Source organism: Xenophilus azovorans DSM 13620, assembly GCF_000745855.1.
Taxonomy (GTDB): Bacteria; Pseudomonadota; Gammaproteobacteria; order Burkholderiales; family Burkholderiaceae_C; genus Xenophilus; species Xenophilus azovorans.
This window is the reverse complement of the sequence record NZ_JQKD01000083.1, coordinates 1-14,431: the sequence shown is the minus strand read 5'-3', so window position 1 is coordinate 14,431 and position 14,431 is coordinate 1. Positions and strand designations below refer to the sequence as shown.

The window sequence follows — 14,431 nt, the reverse complement described above, 5'->3', positions numbered from 1 at the left end:
GGCCGAGGCAACACCGCGCCTGGACCAGTTTCCCACCGTGGCCACCGGCACGCCCAGGCGCCGCGCTGCCTCGTGGCCGCCCACCGAGGCCGCCAGCCTGACGGCCTCGGCCTTGAATTCCTCTGTGTACTGCCTCTTGGGCAGCCTGCCTTCTTTCATCTCGATTCTCCGTACCTTTGAAGTTTCCAACTTCTTGCTGTACGTGAAATCTAGGCAGGGTCAAATGACCGGTCTTGGCCGGATTCGGGTATTCAGGCACAGCCATCGCGGCTCCGCGGTGCGGCGCTTGAGTCGCGTCCCTTGTTGGCGCTCCTGGAGACCATCCACCAGAGCGCCGTGCATGCGCTGATCACCATGCCGCCGAAGAGCAGGTGAAGTGAGTTGAGTAGGACGGCGCCGATGAGAAACAGCACGGCACTCATCACTCCGAACACGGTGAACAGCATTGCCCTGGCCTCCTGTGAATGCCGCGAGTATGTCTGCCAGCGGCCCGAATCGGTCTATGGGTGGGCACTGTAACTGCCCTGTCGCCAAGTGTGGAGAAGTCCTGTTTCCGGCCTCGCCGCGCCTTTAACTTTTCCCGGCCGCTGCCAACCGCAGCGCAAAGCGGCCACTAACTTAACTGCCAAAGGCAGCGCCGATTACTGCCAAAGCCGGCGCTAATCACTGCCAAAGGGCGCGCCGCGCTTCACGGCTTCGCGCCTCCAAAGACCCGCCGGCGCAGTCGGCCTTTGCCCTTCCAGACAGGCGCGAAGTCCTGCAAAATAGAACGACCGTTCGTTTTATTGTCTGCTTCCGGATGTCTGCCGTCTCCCCTCCCGCCAAGCTGTCGCGCCATGCCCCCAAGGGCCAGCAGACCAAGGCCGCCATCGTCGATGCCGCGCTGGGGCTGGCGGCGCAGATCGGGCTGGAAGGCCTGTCCATCGGCGCCGTGGCCGAACTCACGCAGATGAGCAAGTCGGGCGTGTTCGCCCACTTCGGCTCGCGCGAGGAACTGCAGATCTCGGTGGTGCGCGAGTACCACGCACGCTTCGAGCAGGAGGTGTTCTACCCCGCGCTGAAATCGCCGCGCGGCCTGCCGCGCCTCACGGCGATGTTCGCCAACTGGATGAAGCGCACCTCCACCGAGATCGACTCGGGCTGCATCTACATCAGCGGCGCCTCGGAGTTCGACGACCGGCCCGGCCCGGTGCGCGACGCGTTGGTCGAGTCGGTGAGCATCTGGCAGGCGGCCGTGCTGCGCGCCATCGAGCAGGCGAAGGAGGAGGGCCACCTGCGCGCCGACGCCGACGCGCGGCAGGTGGGCTTCGAGATCCACGGCCTGATCCTGGCGCTGCACTACGAGGCGCGCTTCCTGCGCGTGCCGGGCTCCATCGACCGGGCGCACCTCGGCTTCGACAACATCCTCGCGCGCGTGGCCGCGCCCGATGCGCCCGCGACGCAGGGCAAGCCGGCAGGCCGCCGCCTCAAGACCGTGCGCTGAGCCGCGCGGCCCCTTTTTCTTCCTTTTCATTCCACGTCTTCTCAGGAGAGCCCCGGATGCCCACCTACACCCCCCCGCTGCGCGACATGCAATTCGTGCTGCACGAAGTCTTCAACGTGGCTCATGAATTCAAGGCGATGCCCGCGCACGCCGAGACCGACGCCGACACCATCAACGCGGTGCTCGAGGAGGCCGGCAAGTTCGCCGCCGAGGTGACCTTCCCGCTCAACATCAGCGGCGACACCGAGGGCTGCACGCTGGACAAGACGACGCACGAGGTCGCCGCGCCCAAGGGCTTCAAGGAGGCCTATGCCCAGTACGTCGAAGGCGGCTGGCCGGCGCTGTCGTGCGACCCCGCTTTCGGCGGCCAGGGCCTGCCGCACGTGGTCAACCAGTGCCTGTACGAGATGCTCAACAGCGCCAACCAGGCCTGGACCATGTACCCCGGCCTCTCGCACGGCGCCTACGAGGCGCTGGTGGCGCACGGCACCGACGCGCAGAAGAAGACCTACCTGCCCAAGCTGGTGAGCGGCGAATGGACCGGCACCATGTGCCTGACCGAGCCGCACTGCGGCACCGACCTGGGCCTGCTGCGCACCAAGGCCGAGCCGCAGGCCGACGGCACCTACAGGCTGACGGGCAGCAAGATCTTCATCTCCGCCGGAGAGCACGACCTGGCCGAGAACATCGTCCACCTGGTGCTGGCCCGCCTGCCCGACGCGCCCAAGGGCAGCAAGGGCATCAGCCTGTTCGTGGTGCCCAAGTACCACGTCAAGGGCGACGGCTCGCTGGGCGAGCGCAACCCCATCTTCTGCACCGGCCTGGAGCACAAGATGGGCATCCACGGCAACGCCACGGCCCAGATCAGCCTCGACGGCGCCACCGGCACGCTGGTGGGCGAGCCCAACAAGGGCCTGGCCGCGATGTTCGTGATGATGAACGCCGCCCGCCTGGGGGTGGGCAACCAGTCGCTGGGCCTGACGGAAGTGGCCTTCCAGAACGCGCTGGCCTACGCCAAGGAGCGGCTGCAGATGCGCTCGCTGTCCGGCCCCAAGGCCAAGGACAAGGAGGCCGACCCGATCATCGTGCACCCCGACGTGCGCAAGATGCTGCTCACCGCCAAGGCGTACGCCGAGGGCGGGCGGGCGCTGCAGATCTTCTGCACGCTGCTGCTGGACAAGGAGCACCACCACCCCGACGAGAAGGTGCGCAAGGACTGCGGCGAGCTGGTCGCGCTGCTCACCCCGATCGTCAAGGCCTTCATCACCGACAACGGCCACATCAGCACCAATGCCTGCATGCAGGTCTTCGGTGGCCACGGCTTCATCAAGGAATGGGGCATGGAGCAGTTCGTGCGGGACAACCGCATCAACATGATCTACGAGGGCACGAACACCGTGCAGTCGCTGGACCTGCTGGGCCGCAAGGTGCTGGGCAACAACGGCGCCAGCCTGAAGAAGTTCGGCAAGCTGATCGGCGCGCTGGTGGAGGAAGAGGGCGTCAACGAGAAGATGGCCGAGTTCGTCAACCCGCTGGCCTACCTGGGCGACCAGATGACCAAGTTCACCACCGAGATCGGCTTCAAGGGCTTCCAGAACCCCGACGAGGTGGGCGCGGCCGCGGTGGACTACCTGCGCGTGGCCGGCCATCTGGCGTTCGCCTACCTGTTCGCCCGCATGGCACAGGTGGCGCTGCGGGCCATCGCCGCGGGCAGCACCGACCCCTTCTACACCGCCAAGCTGCAGACCGCGCGCTTCTACTTCGCCAAGCTGTTCCCCGAGACGGCGACGCTGATGCGCACCGCCCGCGCAGGCAGCAAGGCGCTGATGGACACCGATGCGGCGCTGGCCTGAGCGCTTCGACGATCGCGACACCGCCTGGAGGCAGCCCATGAACCGTTCGCTGGCAGCACTTTTCCTGATGGCCGCATCGTCGGCCGCCCTGGCGCAGATGAGCCCCGTGGGCCTGTGGCGCAACGTGGACGACAAGACCGGCGAGGCCAAGGCCGAGATCCGCATCGGCGAGGCCGGCGGCGCGCTGGTCGGCCGCATCGAGAAATCGCTGAAGAAGGACGCCAAGCCCGACGCGGTGTGCGAGGAGTGCGCCGACGAGCGCAAGGGCCAGCCCATCGCCGGCCTGGAGATCATCCGCGGCGGCAAGAAGGCCGAGGGCAAGGACGCCTGGGAGGGCGGAAAGATCCTCGACCCCGAGAACGGCAAGGAATACCGCGCCAGCTTCACGCCCATCGACGGCGGCAGGAAGCTGGAGGTGCGCGGCTACCTCGGTCCCTTCTGGCGCACGCAGACCTGGACCCGCGTCCAGTAAACCCCAACGGAATTTCCCCCCCATGTCCCATTTCAATGTGAAGAAGGTCGCCGTGCTCGGCGCCGGCGTGATGGGCGCGCAGATCGCGGCGCACCTCGTCAACGTGCGCGTGCCGGTCGTTCTCTTCGATCTTCCTGCGAAGGAAGGCCCGAAGAACGGCATCGTGCTCAAGGCCATCGACAACCTGAAGAAGCTCAAGCCCGCGCCCCTGGGCGTGCCGGAAGACGCCGAGCTGATCCAGCCGGCCAACTACGAAGAGCACCTTTCGCTGCTGGGCGAGTGCGACCTGGTGATCGAGGCCATCGCCGAGCGCATGGACTGGAAGCTCGACCTCTACAGGAAGATCGCGCCGCACGTGGCGCCGCACGCCATCCTGGCCTCCAACACCTCGGGCCTGTCGATCACCAAGCTGAGCGAGGCGGTGCCCGAGAGCATCCGTCCGCGCTTCTGCGGCATCCACTTCTTCAACCCGCCGCGCTACATGACGCTGGTGGAGTTGATCCCCACGCCGAGCACCGACCCGAAGGTGCTGGACGATTTGGAAACCTTCGCCATCACCGCGCTCGGCAAGGGTGTGGTGCGCGCCAAGGACACGCCCAACTTCATCGCCAACCGCATCGGCATCGCCGGCATGCTGGCGACGATGAAGGAGGTGGAGAAGTTCGGCCTGGCCTTCGACGTGGTGGACGACCTGACGGGCAAGCGCCTGGGCCGCGCCAGCAGCGGCACCTTCCGCACCGCCGACGTGGTGGGGCTGGACACCATGGCCCACGTCATCAAGACGCTGCAGGACAACCTCAGCGAGGCGACCGATCCTTTCTACCCCAACTTCGCCACGCCGCCGGTGCTGGCCAAGCTGATCGAGCTGGGCCACCTGGGCCAGAAAGCCAAGGCGGGCTTCTACAAGAAGGCCGGCCGCGACATCCTGCGCTTCGACCTCGACAAGGGCGAGTACGTGCCCGCCGGCGAGAAGGCCGACGAGGTGTACGGCCGCATGCTGAAGAAACCGGCCGGCCAGCGCCTGAAGCTGCTGCGCGAGAGCGAAGGGCCGCAGGGCCAGTTCCTCTGGGCCATCCTGCGCGACGGCTTCCACTACGCCGCGCTGCACCTGGCCGACATCGCCGAGAGCGCGCGCGACATCGACCTGGCGATGCGCTGGGGCTTCGGCATGAAGCAGGGCCCCTTCGAGCTGTGGCAGGAAGCCGGCTGGAAGCAGGTGGCGCAGTGGATCCAGGAAGACATCGACGCGGGCAAGGCGCTGGCCAAGGCGCCGCTGCCGAAGTGGGTGTTCGAGGGGCCGGTGGCCGAGGCCGGCGGCGTGCACACGCCCGAAGGCTCGTGGAGCGCCGCCGAGCAGCGCTTCGTGCCCGCGCGCCGGCTGCCGGTGATGGCGCGCCAGCTCTTCCCCGAAACCGTGCGGGGTAGCGGCGCGAAGACGGCCGAGGAGTCGGGCACCACGATCAGCGACGAGGGCGACGTGCGCGTCTGGACGTTGGACGGCGAGGTGCTGATCGCCAGCATCCATTCCAAGATGAACGCCATCAGCCCCGACGTGGCCGAGGCGCTGGGCGAGGCGGTGGGCCTGGCCGAGCGCGAGTACAAGGGGCTGGTGATCTGGTCGCCTCAGGATAAGTTCTCCGTCGGCGCCGACCTGCAGGCCATGCTGCCCGCCTTCGTGGTGGCCGGCATCTCTGCCATCGAAGGGGCCGAGAAGGCGCTGCAGGACGTGATGCTGCGCGTGCGCTATGCCAGCGTGCCGGTGGTGGCCGCCGTGCGCGGCATGGCGCTGGGGGGCGGGTGCGAGCTGGCCGTGTACTCATCGCGCCGCGTCGCCGCGATGGAAAGCTACATCGGCCTGGTGGAAGTCGGCGTGGGCCTGGTGCCCGGTGCCGGCGGCCTGACCTACATCGCCCGCCGCGCCGCCGAGAACGCGCAGGCCTCGACCGGCACCGACCTGCTGCCCTTCCTGACCGAAGGCTTCACCGCGGCCGCGATGGCCAAGGTGGGCACCAGCGCGCTGGAATCGAGGAAGCTGGGCTACCTGGTCGAAGGCGACGTGATCGTGCCGAACAAGGACGAGCTGCTCTACGTCGCGATCCAGCAGGCCAAGGCGATGGCAGACGCCGGCTGGCGCCCGCCGCTCAAGCGCGCCTTCCGCGTGGCCGGCCGCAGCGGCGCCGCCACCATCCGCGGCCAGCTGGTGAACATGCGCGACGGCGGCTTCATCAGCGCGCACGACTTCCACATCGCCGGCCTGATCGCCAACGTGGTGACGGGCGGCGATGTCGATGCCGGCACGCTGGTGACCGAGAACTACCTGATGGGCCTGGAGCGCCAGGCCTTCTGCGCGCTGGTGCAGCACCCGAAGACGCAGGAGCGGATCATGGGGATGCTCTCGACCGGCAAGCCGCTGCGCAACTGAACGACGACGAGGAACAGACCATGAGCAAGCAAGTCCAAGACGCCTACATCGTCGCCGCCACCCGCACCCCCATCGGCCGCTCGCACCGCGGCTACTTCCGCAACTACCGTCCGGACGACCTGCTCGCCACCACGCTGAAGGCCGCGCTGGCGCAGGTGCCGCGCCTCGATCCGCAGACCATCGAGGACATCGTCTGCGGCTGCGCCATCCCCGAGGCGCAGCAGGGCCTGAACGTGGCGCGCATCGGCGCCGTGCTGGCCGGGCTGCCCACCAGCGTGGGCGGCATCACCGTCAACCGCTTCTGCGCCTCGGGCCTGTCGGCGGTGCAGATGGCGGCCGACCGCATCCGCGTGGGCGAGGCCGAGGTGATGGTCGCCGCCGGCGTCGAGAGCATGAGCATGGTGCCGATGATGGGCAACGCGCCATCGCTGTCGCCCTCGATCTTCGAGCGCGACGGCGACGTCGGCATCGCCTACGGCATGGGCCTCACGGCCGAGAAGGTGGCGCAGCAGTGGAAGGTGAGCCGCGAGGCGCAGGACGCCTTCGCGCTGCAGTCGCACCAGCGCGCCCTCGCCGCGCAGCAGGCCGGCGAGTTCGCCGACGAGATCACGCCGATCGAGGTGACCGACCGCGGCTTCGACGCCGCCACCGGCGAGGCCACCGCGAAGACCCGCACGGTGAACCTCGACGAAGGCCCGCGCCCCGACACCAGCCTGGAAGGGCTGGCCAAGCTGCGCACCGTGTTCGCCGCGCGCGGCACCGTCACGGCGGGCAACAGCTCGCAGACTTCCGACGGCGCCGGCGCGCTGATCCTCGCCAGCGAGGCGGCCTGCCAGAAGTACGACCTGCAGCCGCTGGCGCGCTTCGTCAGCTTCGCCAGCAAGGGCGTGCCGCCGGCCATCATGGGCATCGGGCCGATCGAGGCGATCCCGGCCGCGCTGCGCTACGCCGGGCTGAAGCAGGACGCCATCGACTGGATCGAGCTGAACGAGGCCTTCGCCGCGCAGTCGCTGGCCGTCATCGACACGCTCAAGCTCGACCCGGCCAAGGTCAACCCGATGGGCGGCGCCATCGCGCTGGGCCACCCGCTGGGCGCCACCGGCGCCATCCGCTCGGCCACCGTGGTGCACGCGCTGCGCCGCAAGAACCTCAAGTACGGCATGGTCACCATGTGCGTGGGCATGGGGCAGGGCGCGGCAGGCATCTTCGAGCGGGTCTGAACCCCCGCGGCGCGGGCCGATTCACGGAAAAGGACGGAGACAGCGGATGCACACGGACCTGCAACTCCTGACCGACGACGGCGCCCGCCTGGCCGTGCGCCGCTACGACGGCAGCGGCGCGGCGGCGGCGCAGGCCAGCCTGGTGATCGGCTGCGCGATGGGCGTGCGGCAGGCCTTCTATGCGCCTTTCGCCCAATGGCTGGCGCGGCAGGGCTACCGCGTCTGGACCTTCGACTACCGCGGCAGCGGCGACTCGCGCGCCGGTCGCTCGCTGCGCGGCTTCGACGCCGACCTGCACGACTGGGCGCGCGACTACGAGACCGTCATCGCCGCGGCGAAGGCGGCTGCGCCCGACGCGCCGCTGTACCTGCTCGGCCACAGCCTGGGCGCGCAGCTGCCCGGCCTGCTGCGCCGGCCGGAGCAGGTGGACGGGCTGGTCTGCATCGCCGCCGGCAGCGGCTACTGGCGCGAGAACGCGCCGCGGCTCAAGCGCATGGTGCCGTACTTCTGGTTCGTGCTGGTGCCGCTGGCGGTGCGGCTGTTCGGCTACTTCCCGGGGCGGCGGCTGCGCAAGGTGGGCGACCTGCCGCGCGGCGTGATCCTGCAGTGGCGCCGCTGGTGCCTGCACCCGCGCTACAGCGTCGGCGCCGAGGGCGAACCGGGCGAGCGCAGCTACGCCCAGGTGCGCTTCCCCGTGCTGGCCCTGTCGGTGGCCGACGACGAGATGATGACCCTGCGCGGCACGCACAGCCTGGTGTCGCTGTACGCGCGCGCCCCGACGGCGGTGGAGCGCATCGACCCGCGCGAGGAGCAGCTGCCGCGCATCGGCCACTTCGGCTTCTTCCGCGAGCCGGCTGCCGCGCGCCTGTGGCCCCGGCTGGTCGACAGCCTGCGCCGCCTGCCCGCGCTGGCCGCCGTCCCGCAGACGACTGCCTGAGCCCGCCGCCCCGTTGCACACTGCGCCCATGGCATCACCACACCCCTTCGACCAGGCCCTGGCCCTGCGGCACAGCGATCTCGCCTCGGGCCACTTCATCGGCAGCACGCATCCCGCCTACTGGAACATGGTGGGCCCCTTCGGCGGCATGACGGCCGCGCTGGCGCTGCAGGCGGTGCTGCGCCATCCCGAGCTGCTGGGCGAGCCCGTCGCGCTGACGGTGAACTTCGCCGCCGCGGTGACCGAGGGCGAGTTCGAGATCGTCGCGCAGCCGGCGCGCACCAACCGCTCCACCCAGCACTGGACGATGGAGATCCGCCAGCGCGATGCCGAAGGCCGGATGCAGGTCAACACCACCGCCACCGCCGTCACCGCCGTCCGGCGCCAGACCTGGGGCGAGAACGACTGCCCGATGCCCGAGGTGCCCGCACCGCAGGCGGTGGAACGTTTCAGCATCGGCCCCAAGGGCGTGGCCTGGCTGGAGCAGTACGAGATGCGGCCCGTCAGCGGCGCCGTGCCGCGGGTGTGGGACGGCAGCGGCCACCACAGCGAGACGCGCATCTGGGTGCGCGACGCCGTGCCGCGCACGCTGGACTTCGCCTCGCTCGCCGCGATGAGCGACGTGTTCTACCCGCGCGTGTGGCTGCGCCGCGCGACGGTGGTGCCGGCCGGCACGGTGTCGATCACCACCTACTTCCACGCCACGGGTGCGCAACTCGAACAGGTGGGCACCGGCCACCTGCTCGGCCGCGCCACCGGGCAGCAGTTCGCCAACGGCTACTTCGACCAGAGCGCGCAGCTCTGGAGCGAGGACGGCACGCTGCTGGCCACCAGCAACCAGATCGTCTACTACAAGGAGTGAGGGCGGCATGAAGGTGGTCGAGTTCTTCTTCGATTTCGGCAGCCCGGCCGCCTACCTGGCCTGGACGCAGCTGCCTGCACTGTGCACCGAGGCCGGCGCCGAACTGGTGTACCGGCCGCTGCTGCTGGGCGGCGTGTTCCAGGCCACCGGCAATCGCTCGCCGGCCGAGGTGCCGGCCAAGGGCCGCTACATGCACCGCGACCTGCGCCGCCATGCCGCGCGCTACGGCGTACCCTACCGGCACAACCCGCACTTCCCCGTCAACACGCTGCTGCTGATGCGCGGCGCCACCGGGCTGCAGATGCACCAGCCGGAGCGCTTTGCCGACTACGGCCGCGCGGTGTACCAGGCGATGTGGGTGGACGAGCGCGACATGAACGACCCGGCTGTGGTGGCCGAGGTGCTCGCCGCCGCCAGCCTCGACCCGGCCGCGCTGGTGGCGCTGGCCGGCCGGCAGGACGTCAAGGACCGCCTCAAGGCCGTCACCACCGAGGCGGTGGAGCGCGGCGTGTTCGGTGCGCCCACCATGTTCGTGGGCGACGAGATGTTCTGGGGACAGGACCGCCTGGACTTCGTGCGCGAGGCGCTGCAGCGCGGCGGCTGAGCCGTCACCCGGCGCGGCCCAGGCGCGCCAGCCGCGCCAGCAGCCCGCCGAAGGCCGCCGCCCACGCCAGGCCCGCGACGAGGCCGAAGGCCGGCGGCAGCGCATGCAGGAAGTCCAGCTCCAGCGCCTCGGCCAGCTTGAAGGTGCACACCGCGTACATGCCCAGCGGGAACACCGCGCCCCAGTACATCGGGTCGTAGCGCAGCGGATGGCGCCGCCACACGTAGCGCCACACGCCCAGCACCAGCAGCATGGGAATCCACCAGGTGCCGGTGGCCCAGTAGAAGAGCGTGAAGCCCTTGATGAAGGGCAGCAGCGACTGCAGAAAGGGTGCCTGCGGCGCATTGAGCACCAGCAGCGAGCCGGCCAGCGTCGAGATGGCCATGGCGCCCATGTTGATCCAGTACGGCGGCGTGAGGTCGCCCGGCGACAGCGTGAAGAAGGTGTAGCGGTAGAAGATGAGCGACATCATCCAGATGTAGAGCATGCCGCCCCACAGCCACATCGCCAGTGCCAGGAAGTTCATCGCCAGCCGCCCCTCGGGGCTGAAGCGCGTGTCCAGCAGGGCGCCGAGCACCGCGATGGACTGGGTCGCCACCACCGCCAGCAGCCAGGCGCCGTTGATCCCCTTGTCGAGGGTGGGCTTGTGCGTCTTGAGCGTGAAGATGCCCAGGATGCCGTAGGTCAGCCCCATCCACAGCGCCGCCGCCAGGGCCCACAGCGCCAGGCCGGCCGCGTCGCTGTGGGCGATCAGCACGCACTGGCAGCCCAGCACCGCCGTGCCGGCCACGGTGGTGAAGAAGCCGGGGCCGCGCAGGTGGTCCGTCAGGTCCGCCAGCAGCTGCGGCCGGTGGCGCAGCAGGCGCGCCAGCGTGAGCAGCACCAGGGCGCCGTACAGCACCGCGTTGAGCGCCAGCAGCGCGCGCGCCACGCCCGGCCGGCCCAGCAACTGCGCGGCGATCGACACGATGCCGGTGGCCATCACCATGCCGAAGTTGGCGGGCGACAGGGTCGCCAGGCCGGCGGATGCCTTCACGTGCGCGCTCCCGGCCGGTGGTGCGGGCGGCGGGGGCGGCAGGCAGGGGGCATGGCGGGTCGTCTCGTTGGGGGCGCGCCGTATTGTCGCGCCGGGCGGACGGCAGGCGCGGCGCAGTCGCTCCCGCGGCAGCGCCGGCGGCGTTCGCGAGCTACCATGCCGCGCGTCATTCCCCAGGAGCCAGCATGAGCGACATCCTCGTCCACACCGAAGCCGGTGTGATGACCCTGACCTTCAACCGCGTCGACAAGAAGAACTCCATCACCAGCGCCATGTACGCCGCGCTGGCCGATGCGCTGGCGCAGGCGAAGGACGATGCGGCCGTGCGCGTGGTGCTGATCCAGGGCGACGCGACCATCTTCTCGGCCGGCAACGACATCGGCGACTTCCTGAACCAGCCGCCGGCCGGCCAGGACTCGCCGGTGTTCCGCTTCCTGCGCGGCATCGCGCAGTTCCCCAAGCCGATCGTCGCGGCCGTGTGCGGCCCGGCGGTGGGCATCGGCACCACGCTGCTGTTCCACTGCGACCTGGTCTACGCCGGCGACAACGCCGCCTTCTCCATGCCCTTCGTCAACCTGGGCCTGTGCCCCGAGGCGGCCTCCAGCCTGCTGGCGCCGCAGATGTTCGGCCACCACCGGGCGGCCGAGGCGCTGCTGCTGGGCGAACCCTTCATGGCCGAGGCGGCGCTGGAGGTCGGCCTGGTCAACCGCGTGGTGCCGCCCACCGAGTGCAACGCCGTCGCGCAGCAGCAGGCGCGCAAGCTCGCGGCCAAGCCGCTGTCGGCGCTGATCGAGACCAAGCGGCTGATGAAGGGCGGCCAGCAGGCCGCGGTGCTGGCGCGCATGGACGAGGAGGGTGCCAGCTTCGGCCGCATGCTGCGCGAGCCGGCTGCCCGCGAGGCGTTCACGGCGTTCATGGAGAAGAGAAAGCCGGACTTCAGCAAAGTCTGATCCGTTGTCCATGGCGCTGCGCGATGCCCGCAGCCGATGAACCACAACGGTCTTCCCCGATCCGGAGGCCGCGGAGCAGGCCATGCCAGGGCACCCGAGGAACTGGCTTTGCCAGGCCTCTGGGTGCGCCCTCCTCCCGCCGAAGGCGAGAGAGGGGGGAGCGGCGAAGCCGCTTGGGGGGTGTTCTATTTCATCCGGCGGGCGCGTCCGCCAGCGGGCGCGGGCGGCCGTTCTCGTCGATGGCCACGTAGGTCAGCATGGCCTCTGTCACCTTCACGTATTCGCCCTGCTGGCGGATGCGCTCGGCGAACACCTCCACCTTCACCGTCACGGACGTGCGGCCCGCGCGCGTGACCGCGGCGTAGAAGGACAGGATGTCGCCCACCCGCACCGGCTGCTTGAAGATGAACTCGTTGACCGCCACCGTCGCCATGCGGCCTCGCGCGTAGCGCGCCGGGATCACCGAGCCGGCCAGGTCCACCTGCGCCATCACCCAGCCGCCGAAGATGTCGCCGTTGCTGTTGGTGTCGGCCGGCATGGGGATCACCTTGAGCACCAGTTCCATGTCGGCGGGCAGGCTCTTCAGGGGCGCGTCGGCGGGGGCGGGGGTGGACATCGGCACAATCTTCTTCAGGAAACGGCTCCACCCACGATTGTCCTCCCATGCGACGCACCGACGGCGACGCGCTTTCCCCACCCCTGCCTGCCACCGCCCCGGCGGCCCCGCCTGCCGGCACCGACGCCGCTGCGCTGCGCCGCCTGCTGCCCTACCTGTGGCGCTACCGCGCCCGCGTCGCCGTGGCGCTGGCCTTCATGGTCGCGGCCAAGCTGGCCAACGTGGGCGTGCCGGTGCTGCTCAAGCACCTGGTGGACGCGATGGACGTCAAGCCCGGCGATCCGCAGGCCCTGCTCGTCGTGCCGGTGGCGCTGCTGGTGGGCTACGGGCTGCTGCGCTTCGCCACCTCCCTCTTCACCGAGCTGCGCGAATGGGTCTTCGCCAAGGCCACCGAGGGCGCCTCGCGCCGCATCGCGCTGGAGGTGTTCCGCCACCTGCATGCGCTGAGCCTGCGCTTCCACCTGGAACGGCAGACCGGCGGCATGACGCGCGACATCGAGCGCGGCACGCAGGCGGTGCATTCGCTGATCTCGTATTCGATCTACAGCATCGTGCCGACGCTGGTCGAGCTGGTGCTGGTGCTGTCGATCCTGGCGCTGCGCTTCGACCCGTGGTTCGCGGTCATCACCGGGCTGGCGCTGGTGGTCTACATCGCCTTCACGGTGAGCGTGACGCAGTGGCGCACGCAGTTCCGCAAGACGATGAACGAACTGGGCTCCCGAGCGCAGTCGCGCGCCATCGACTCGCTGCTGAACTACGAGACCGTCAAGTACTTCAACAACGAGGACTTCGAGGCCCGCCGCTACGACGAGCAACTGGAGCGCTACCGCCGCGCCGCCGTCAAGAGCCAGGCGACGCTGTCGCTGCTCAACACCGGCCAGCAGCTGCTGGTGGCGGTCAGCCTGGTGGCGATGCTGTGGCTCGCCACGCAGGGCGTGGCCGAGGGCCGCATGACGCTGGGCGACCTGGTGATGGTCAATGCCTTCATGATTCAACTGTACATCCCGCTCAATTTCCTGGGCGTGATCTACCGCGAGATCAAGCAGAACCTGACCGACCTGGAGAAGATGTTCGCGCTGCTGGACCGTGAGCGCGAGGTGGCCGACACGCCCGGCGCCGGGCCGCTGGCGCCGCCGGACTGGACGGTGCGCTTCGACCACGTGGATTTCGCCTACGAGCCGGCGCGGCCGATCCTGCGGGACCTGAGCTTCGAGATCCCTTCCGGAGAGACGGTGGCGGTGGTCGGCCCCTCGGGCTCGGGCAAGTCCACGCTGGGGCGGCTGCTCTACCGCTTCTATGACATTCAGGGCGGCAGCATTTCCATCGGCGGCCGGGACATCCGCACCGTGACCCAGGCCAGCCTGCGCGCGGCCATCGGCATCGTGCCGCAGGACACGGTGCTCTTCAACGACACCATCGCCTACAACATCGCCTACGGCCGGCCCGACGCCACGCACGAGGAGGTGGTGGCGGCCGCGAAGGCGGCGCGCATCCACGACTTCATCGCCGGCCTGCCGCTGGGCTACGGCACGACGGTGGGCGAGCGCGGCCTCAAGCTCTCGGGCGGCGAGAAGCAGCGGGTGGCGGTCGCGCGTACCCTGCTGAAGAACCCGCCCGTCCTCATCTTCGACGAAGCCACCTCGGCGCTGGACTCGGCCAACGAGCGCGCGATCCAGGCCGAGCTGGCCAGCGCCGCCAGGGGCAAGACCACGCTGCTGATCGCGCACCGCCTGTCCACCGTGGTCCACGCGCACCGCATCCTGGTGATGGAGTCGGGCCGCATCGTCGAGCAGGGCACGCATGCCGAGCTGCTGGCGCTGGGCGGCCGCTATGCGCAGATGTGGTCGCTGCAGAAGAGCGGGGCGGGCGTGGTGCTGTAGTCGTTTTTTCATCGCCGGGCCGCCCCAAGATGAAAAAGCATCCCCTCGGGGGATCGGGCAAGCGCGAAGCGGTTGACCGAGGGGCCATTTTTCATC

14 protein-coding genes are annotated in these 14,431 nt (G+C 69.6%); 10 read left to right on the top strand and 4 right to left on the bottom strand.

The genetic code is table 11. From position 1 onward, the window contains the following. Positions 1 to 159, bottom strand: a 159-nt coding sequence (locus tag Q392_RS25095; RefSeq protein ID WP_038211147.1) for a transposase, incomplete at its 3' end; no start/stop codon positions are given. A gap of 92 nt (positions 160 to 251) precedes the next feature. Continuing rightward, positions 252 to 446, bottom strand: coding sequence for a hypothetical protein (locus Q392_RS25090; RefSeq protein ID WP_038214577.1), 195 nt, complete (start codon positions 444 to 446; stop codon positions 252 to 254). 353 nt (positions 447 to 799) lie between these two features. Here Q392_RS25090 and Q392_RS25085 point away from each other — a divergent pair, with 353 nt between their 5' ends. From Q392_RS25085 to Q392_RS25050, 8 genes are read left to right on the top strand one after another with little or no spacing between them, the layout of a single operon-like run. Then, on the top strand, positions 800 to 1,483 hold the full coding sequence (locus tag Q392_RS25085; RefSeq protein WP_038214574.1) for a TetR/AcrR family transcriptional regulator: 684 nt from the start codon (positions 800 to 802) through the stop codon (positions 1,481 to 1,483). A 56-nt stretch (positions 1,484 to 1,539) separates the two neighbouring features. Further along, the gene (locus Q392_RS25080) at positions 1,540 to 3,336 is read left to right on the top strand and encodes an acyl-CoA dehydrogenase C-terminal domain-containing protein (protein ID WP_038214548.1); all 1,797 of its coding nucleotides are present in this window, start codon (positions 1,540 to 1,542) and stop codon (positions 3,334 to 3,336) included. A 37-nt stretch (positions 3,337 to 3,373) separates the two neighbouring features. Beyond that, positions 3,374 to 3,808 (top strand): DUF2147 domain-containing protein, encoded by a 435-nt coding sequence (locus Q392_RS25075; protein WP_038214582.1) that lies wholly within the window; start codon positions 3,374 to 3,376, stop codon positions 3,806 to 3,808. 22 nt (positions 3,809 to 3,830) lie between these two features. Further along, positions 3,831 to 6,230 (top strand): 3-hydroxyacyl-CoA dehydrogenase/enoyl-CoA hydratase family protein, encoded by a 2,400-nt coding sequence (locus Q392_RS25070; RefSeq protein ID WP_038214532.1) that lies wholly within the window; start codon positions 3,831 to 3,833, stop codon positions 6,228 to 6,230. A 20-nt stretch (positions 6,231 to 6,250) separates the two neighbouring features. Then, on the top strand, positions 6,251 to 7,450 hold the full coding sequence (locus tag Q392_RS25065) for an acetyl-CoA C-acyltransferase (protein ID WP_038214530.1): 1,200 nt from the start codon (positions 6,251 to 6,253) through the stop codon (positions 7,448 to 7,450). Between the two features lie 46 nt (positions 7,451 to 7,496). Next, positions 7,497 to 8,387 carry an alpha/beta hydrolase family protein gene (locus tag Q392_RS25060; protein ID WP_038214514.1) on the top strand — a complete coding sequence of 297 codons (891 nt, stop codon included), beginning with the start codon at positions 7,497 to 7,499 and terminating at the stop codon, positions 8,385 to 8,387. Positions 8,388 to 8,415: 28 nt separating this feature from the next. Beyond that, complete coding sequence (locus Q392_RS25055) at positions 8,416 to 9,249, top strand: acyl-CoA thioesterase (RefSeq protein ID WP_038214511.1); 834 nt, start codon at positions 8,416 to 8,418, stop codon at positions 9,247 to 9,249. 7 nt (positions 9,250 to 9,256) lie between these two features. After that, the gene (locus tag Q392_RS25050; protein ID WP_038214509.1) at positions 9,257 to 9,853 is read left to right on the top strand and encodes a 2-hydroxychromene-2-carboxylate isomerase; all 597 of its coding nucleotides are present in this window, start codon (positions 9,257 to 9,259) and stop codon (positions 9,851 to 9,853) included. Positions 9,854 to 9,857: 4 nt separating this feature from the next. On the opposite strand, the gene Q392_RS25045 is transcribed toward Q392_RS25050, so the two are convergent. Then, the gene (locus tag Q392_RS25045) at positions 9,858 to 10,889 is read right to left on the bottom strand and encodes a tellurite resistance/C4-dicarboxylate transporter family protein (RefSeq protein ID WP_281173458.1); all 1,032 of its coding nucleotides are present in this window, start codon (positions 10,887 to 10,889) and stop codon (positions 9,858 to 9,860) included. A gap of 185 nt (positions 10,890 to 11,074) precedes the next feature. On the opposite strand from Q392_RS25045, the gene Q392_RS25040 reads away from it, so the two are divergent. Continuing rightward, complete coding sequence (locus Q392_RS25040; protein ID WP_038214506.1) at positions 11,075 to 11,839, top strand: enoyl-CoA hydratase; 765 nt, start codon at positions 11,075 to 11,077, stop codon at positions 11,837 to 11,839. 190 nt (positions 11,840 to 12,029) lie between these two features. Here the strand turns inward: Q392_RS25040 and Q392_RS25035 are convergent, their stop codons facing one another. Then, positions 12,030 to 12,455, bottom strand: coding sequence for an acyl-CoA thioesterase (locus Q392_RS25035; RefSeq protein WP_038214502.1), 426 nt, complete (start codon positions 12,453 to 12,455; stop codon positions 12,030 to 12,032). Positions 12,456 to 12,502: 47 nt separating this feature from the next. Here Q392_RS25035 and Q392_RS25030 point away from each other — a divergent pair, with 47 nt between their 5' ends. Then, positions 12,503 to 14,335 carry an ABCB family ABC transporter ATP-binding protein/permease gene (locus Q392_RS25030; RefSeq protein WP_038214497.1) on the top strand — a complete coding sequence of 611 codons (1,833 nt, stop codon included), beginning with the start codon at positions 12,503 to 12,505 and terminating at the stop codon, positions 14,333 to 14,335. Positions 14,336 to 14,431 lie beyond the last annotated feature (96 nt).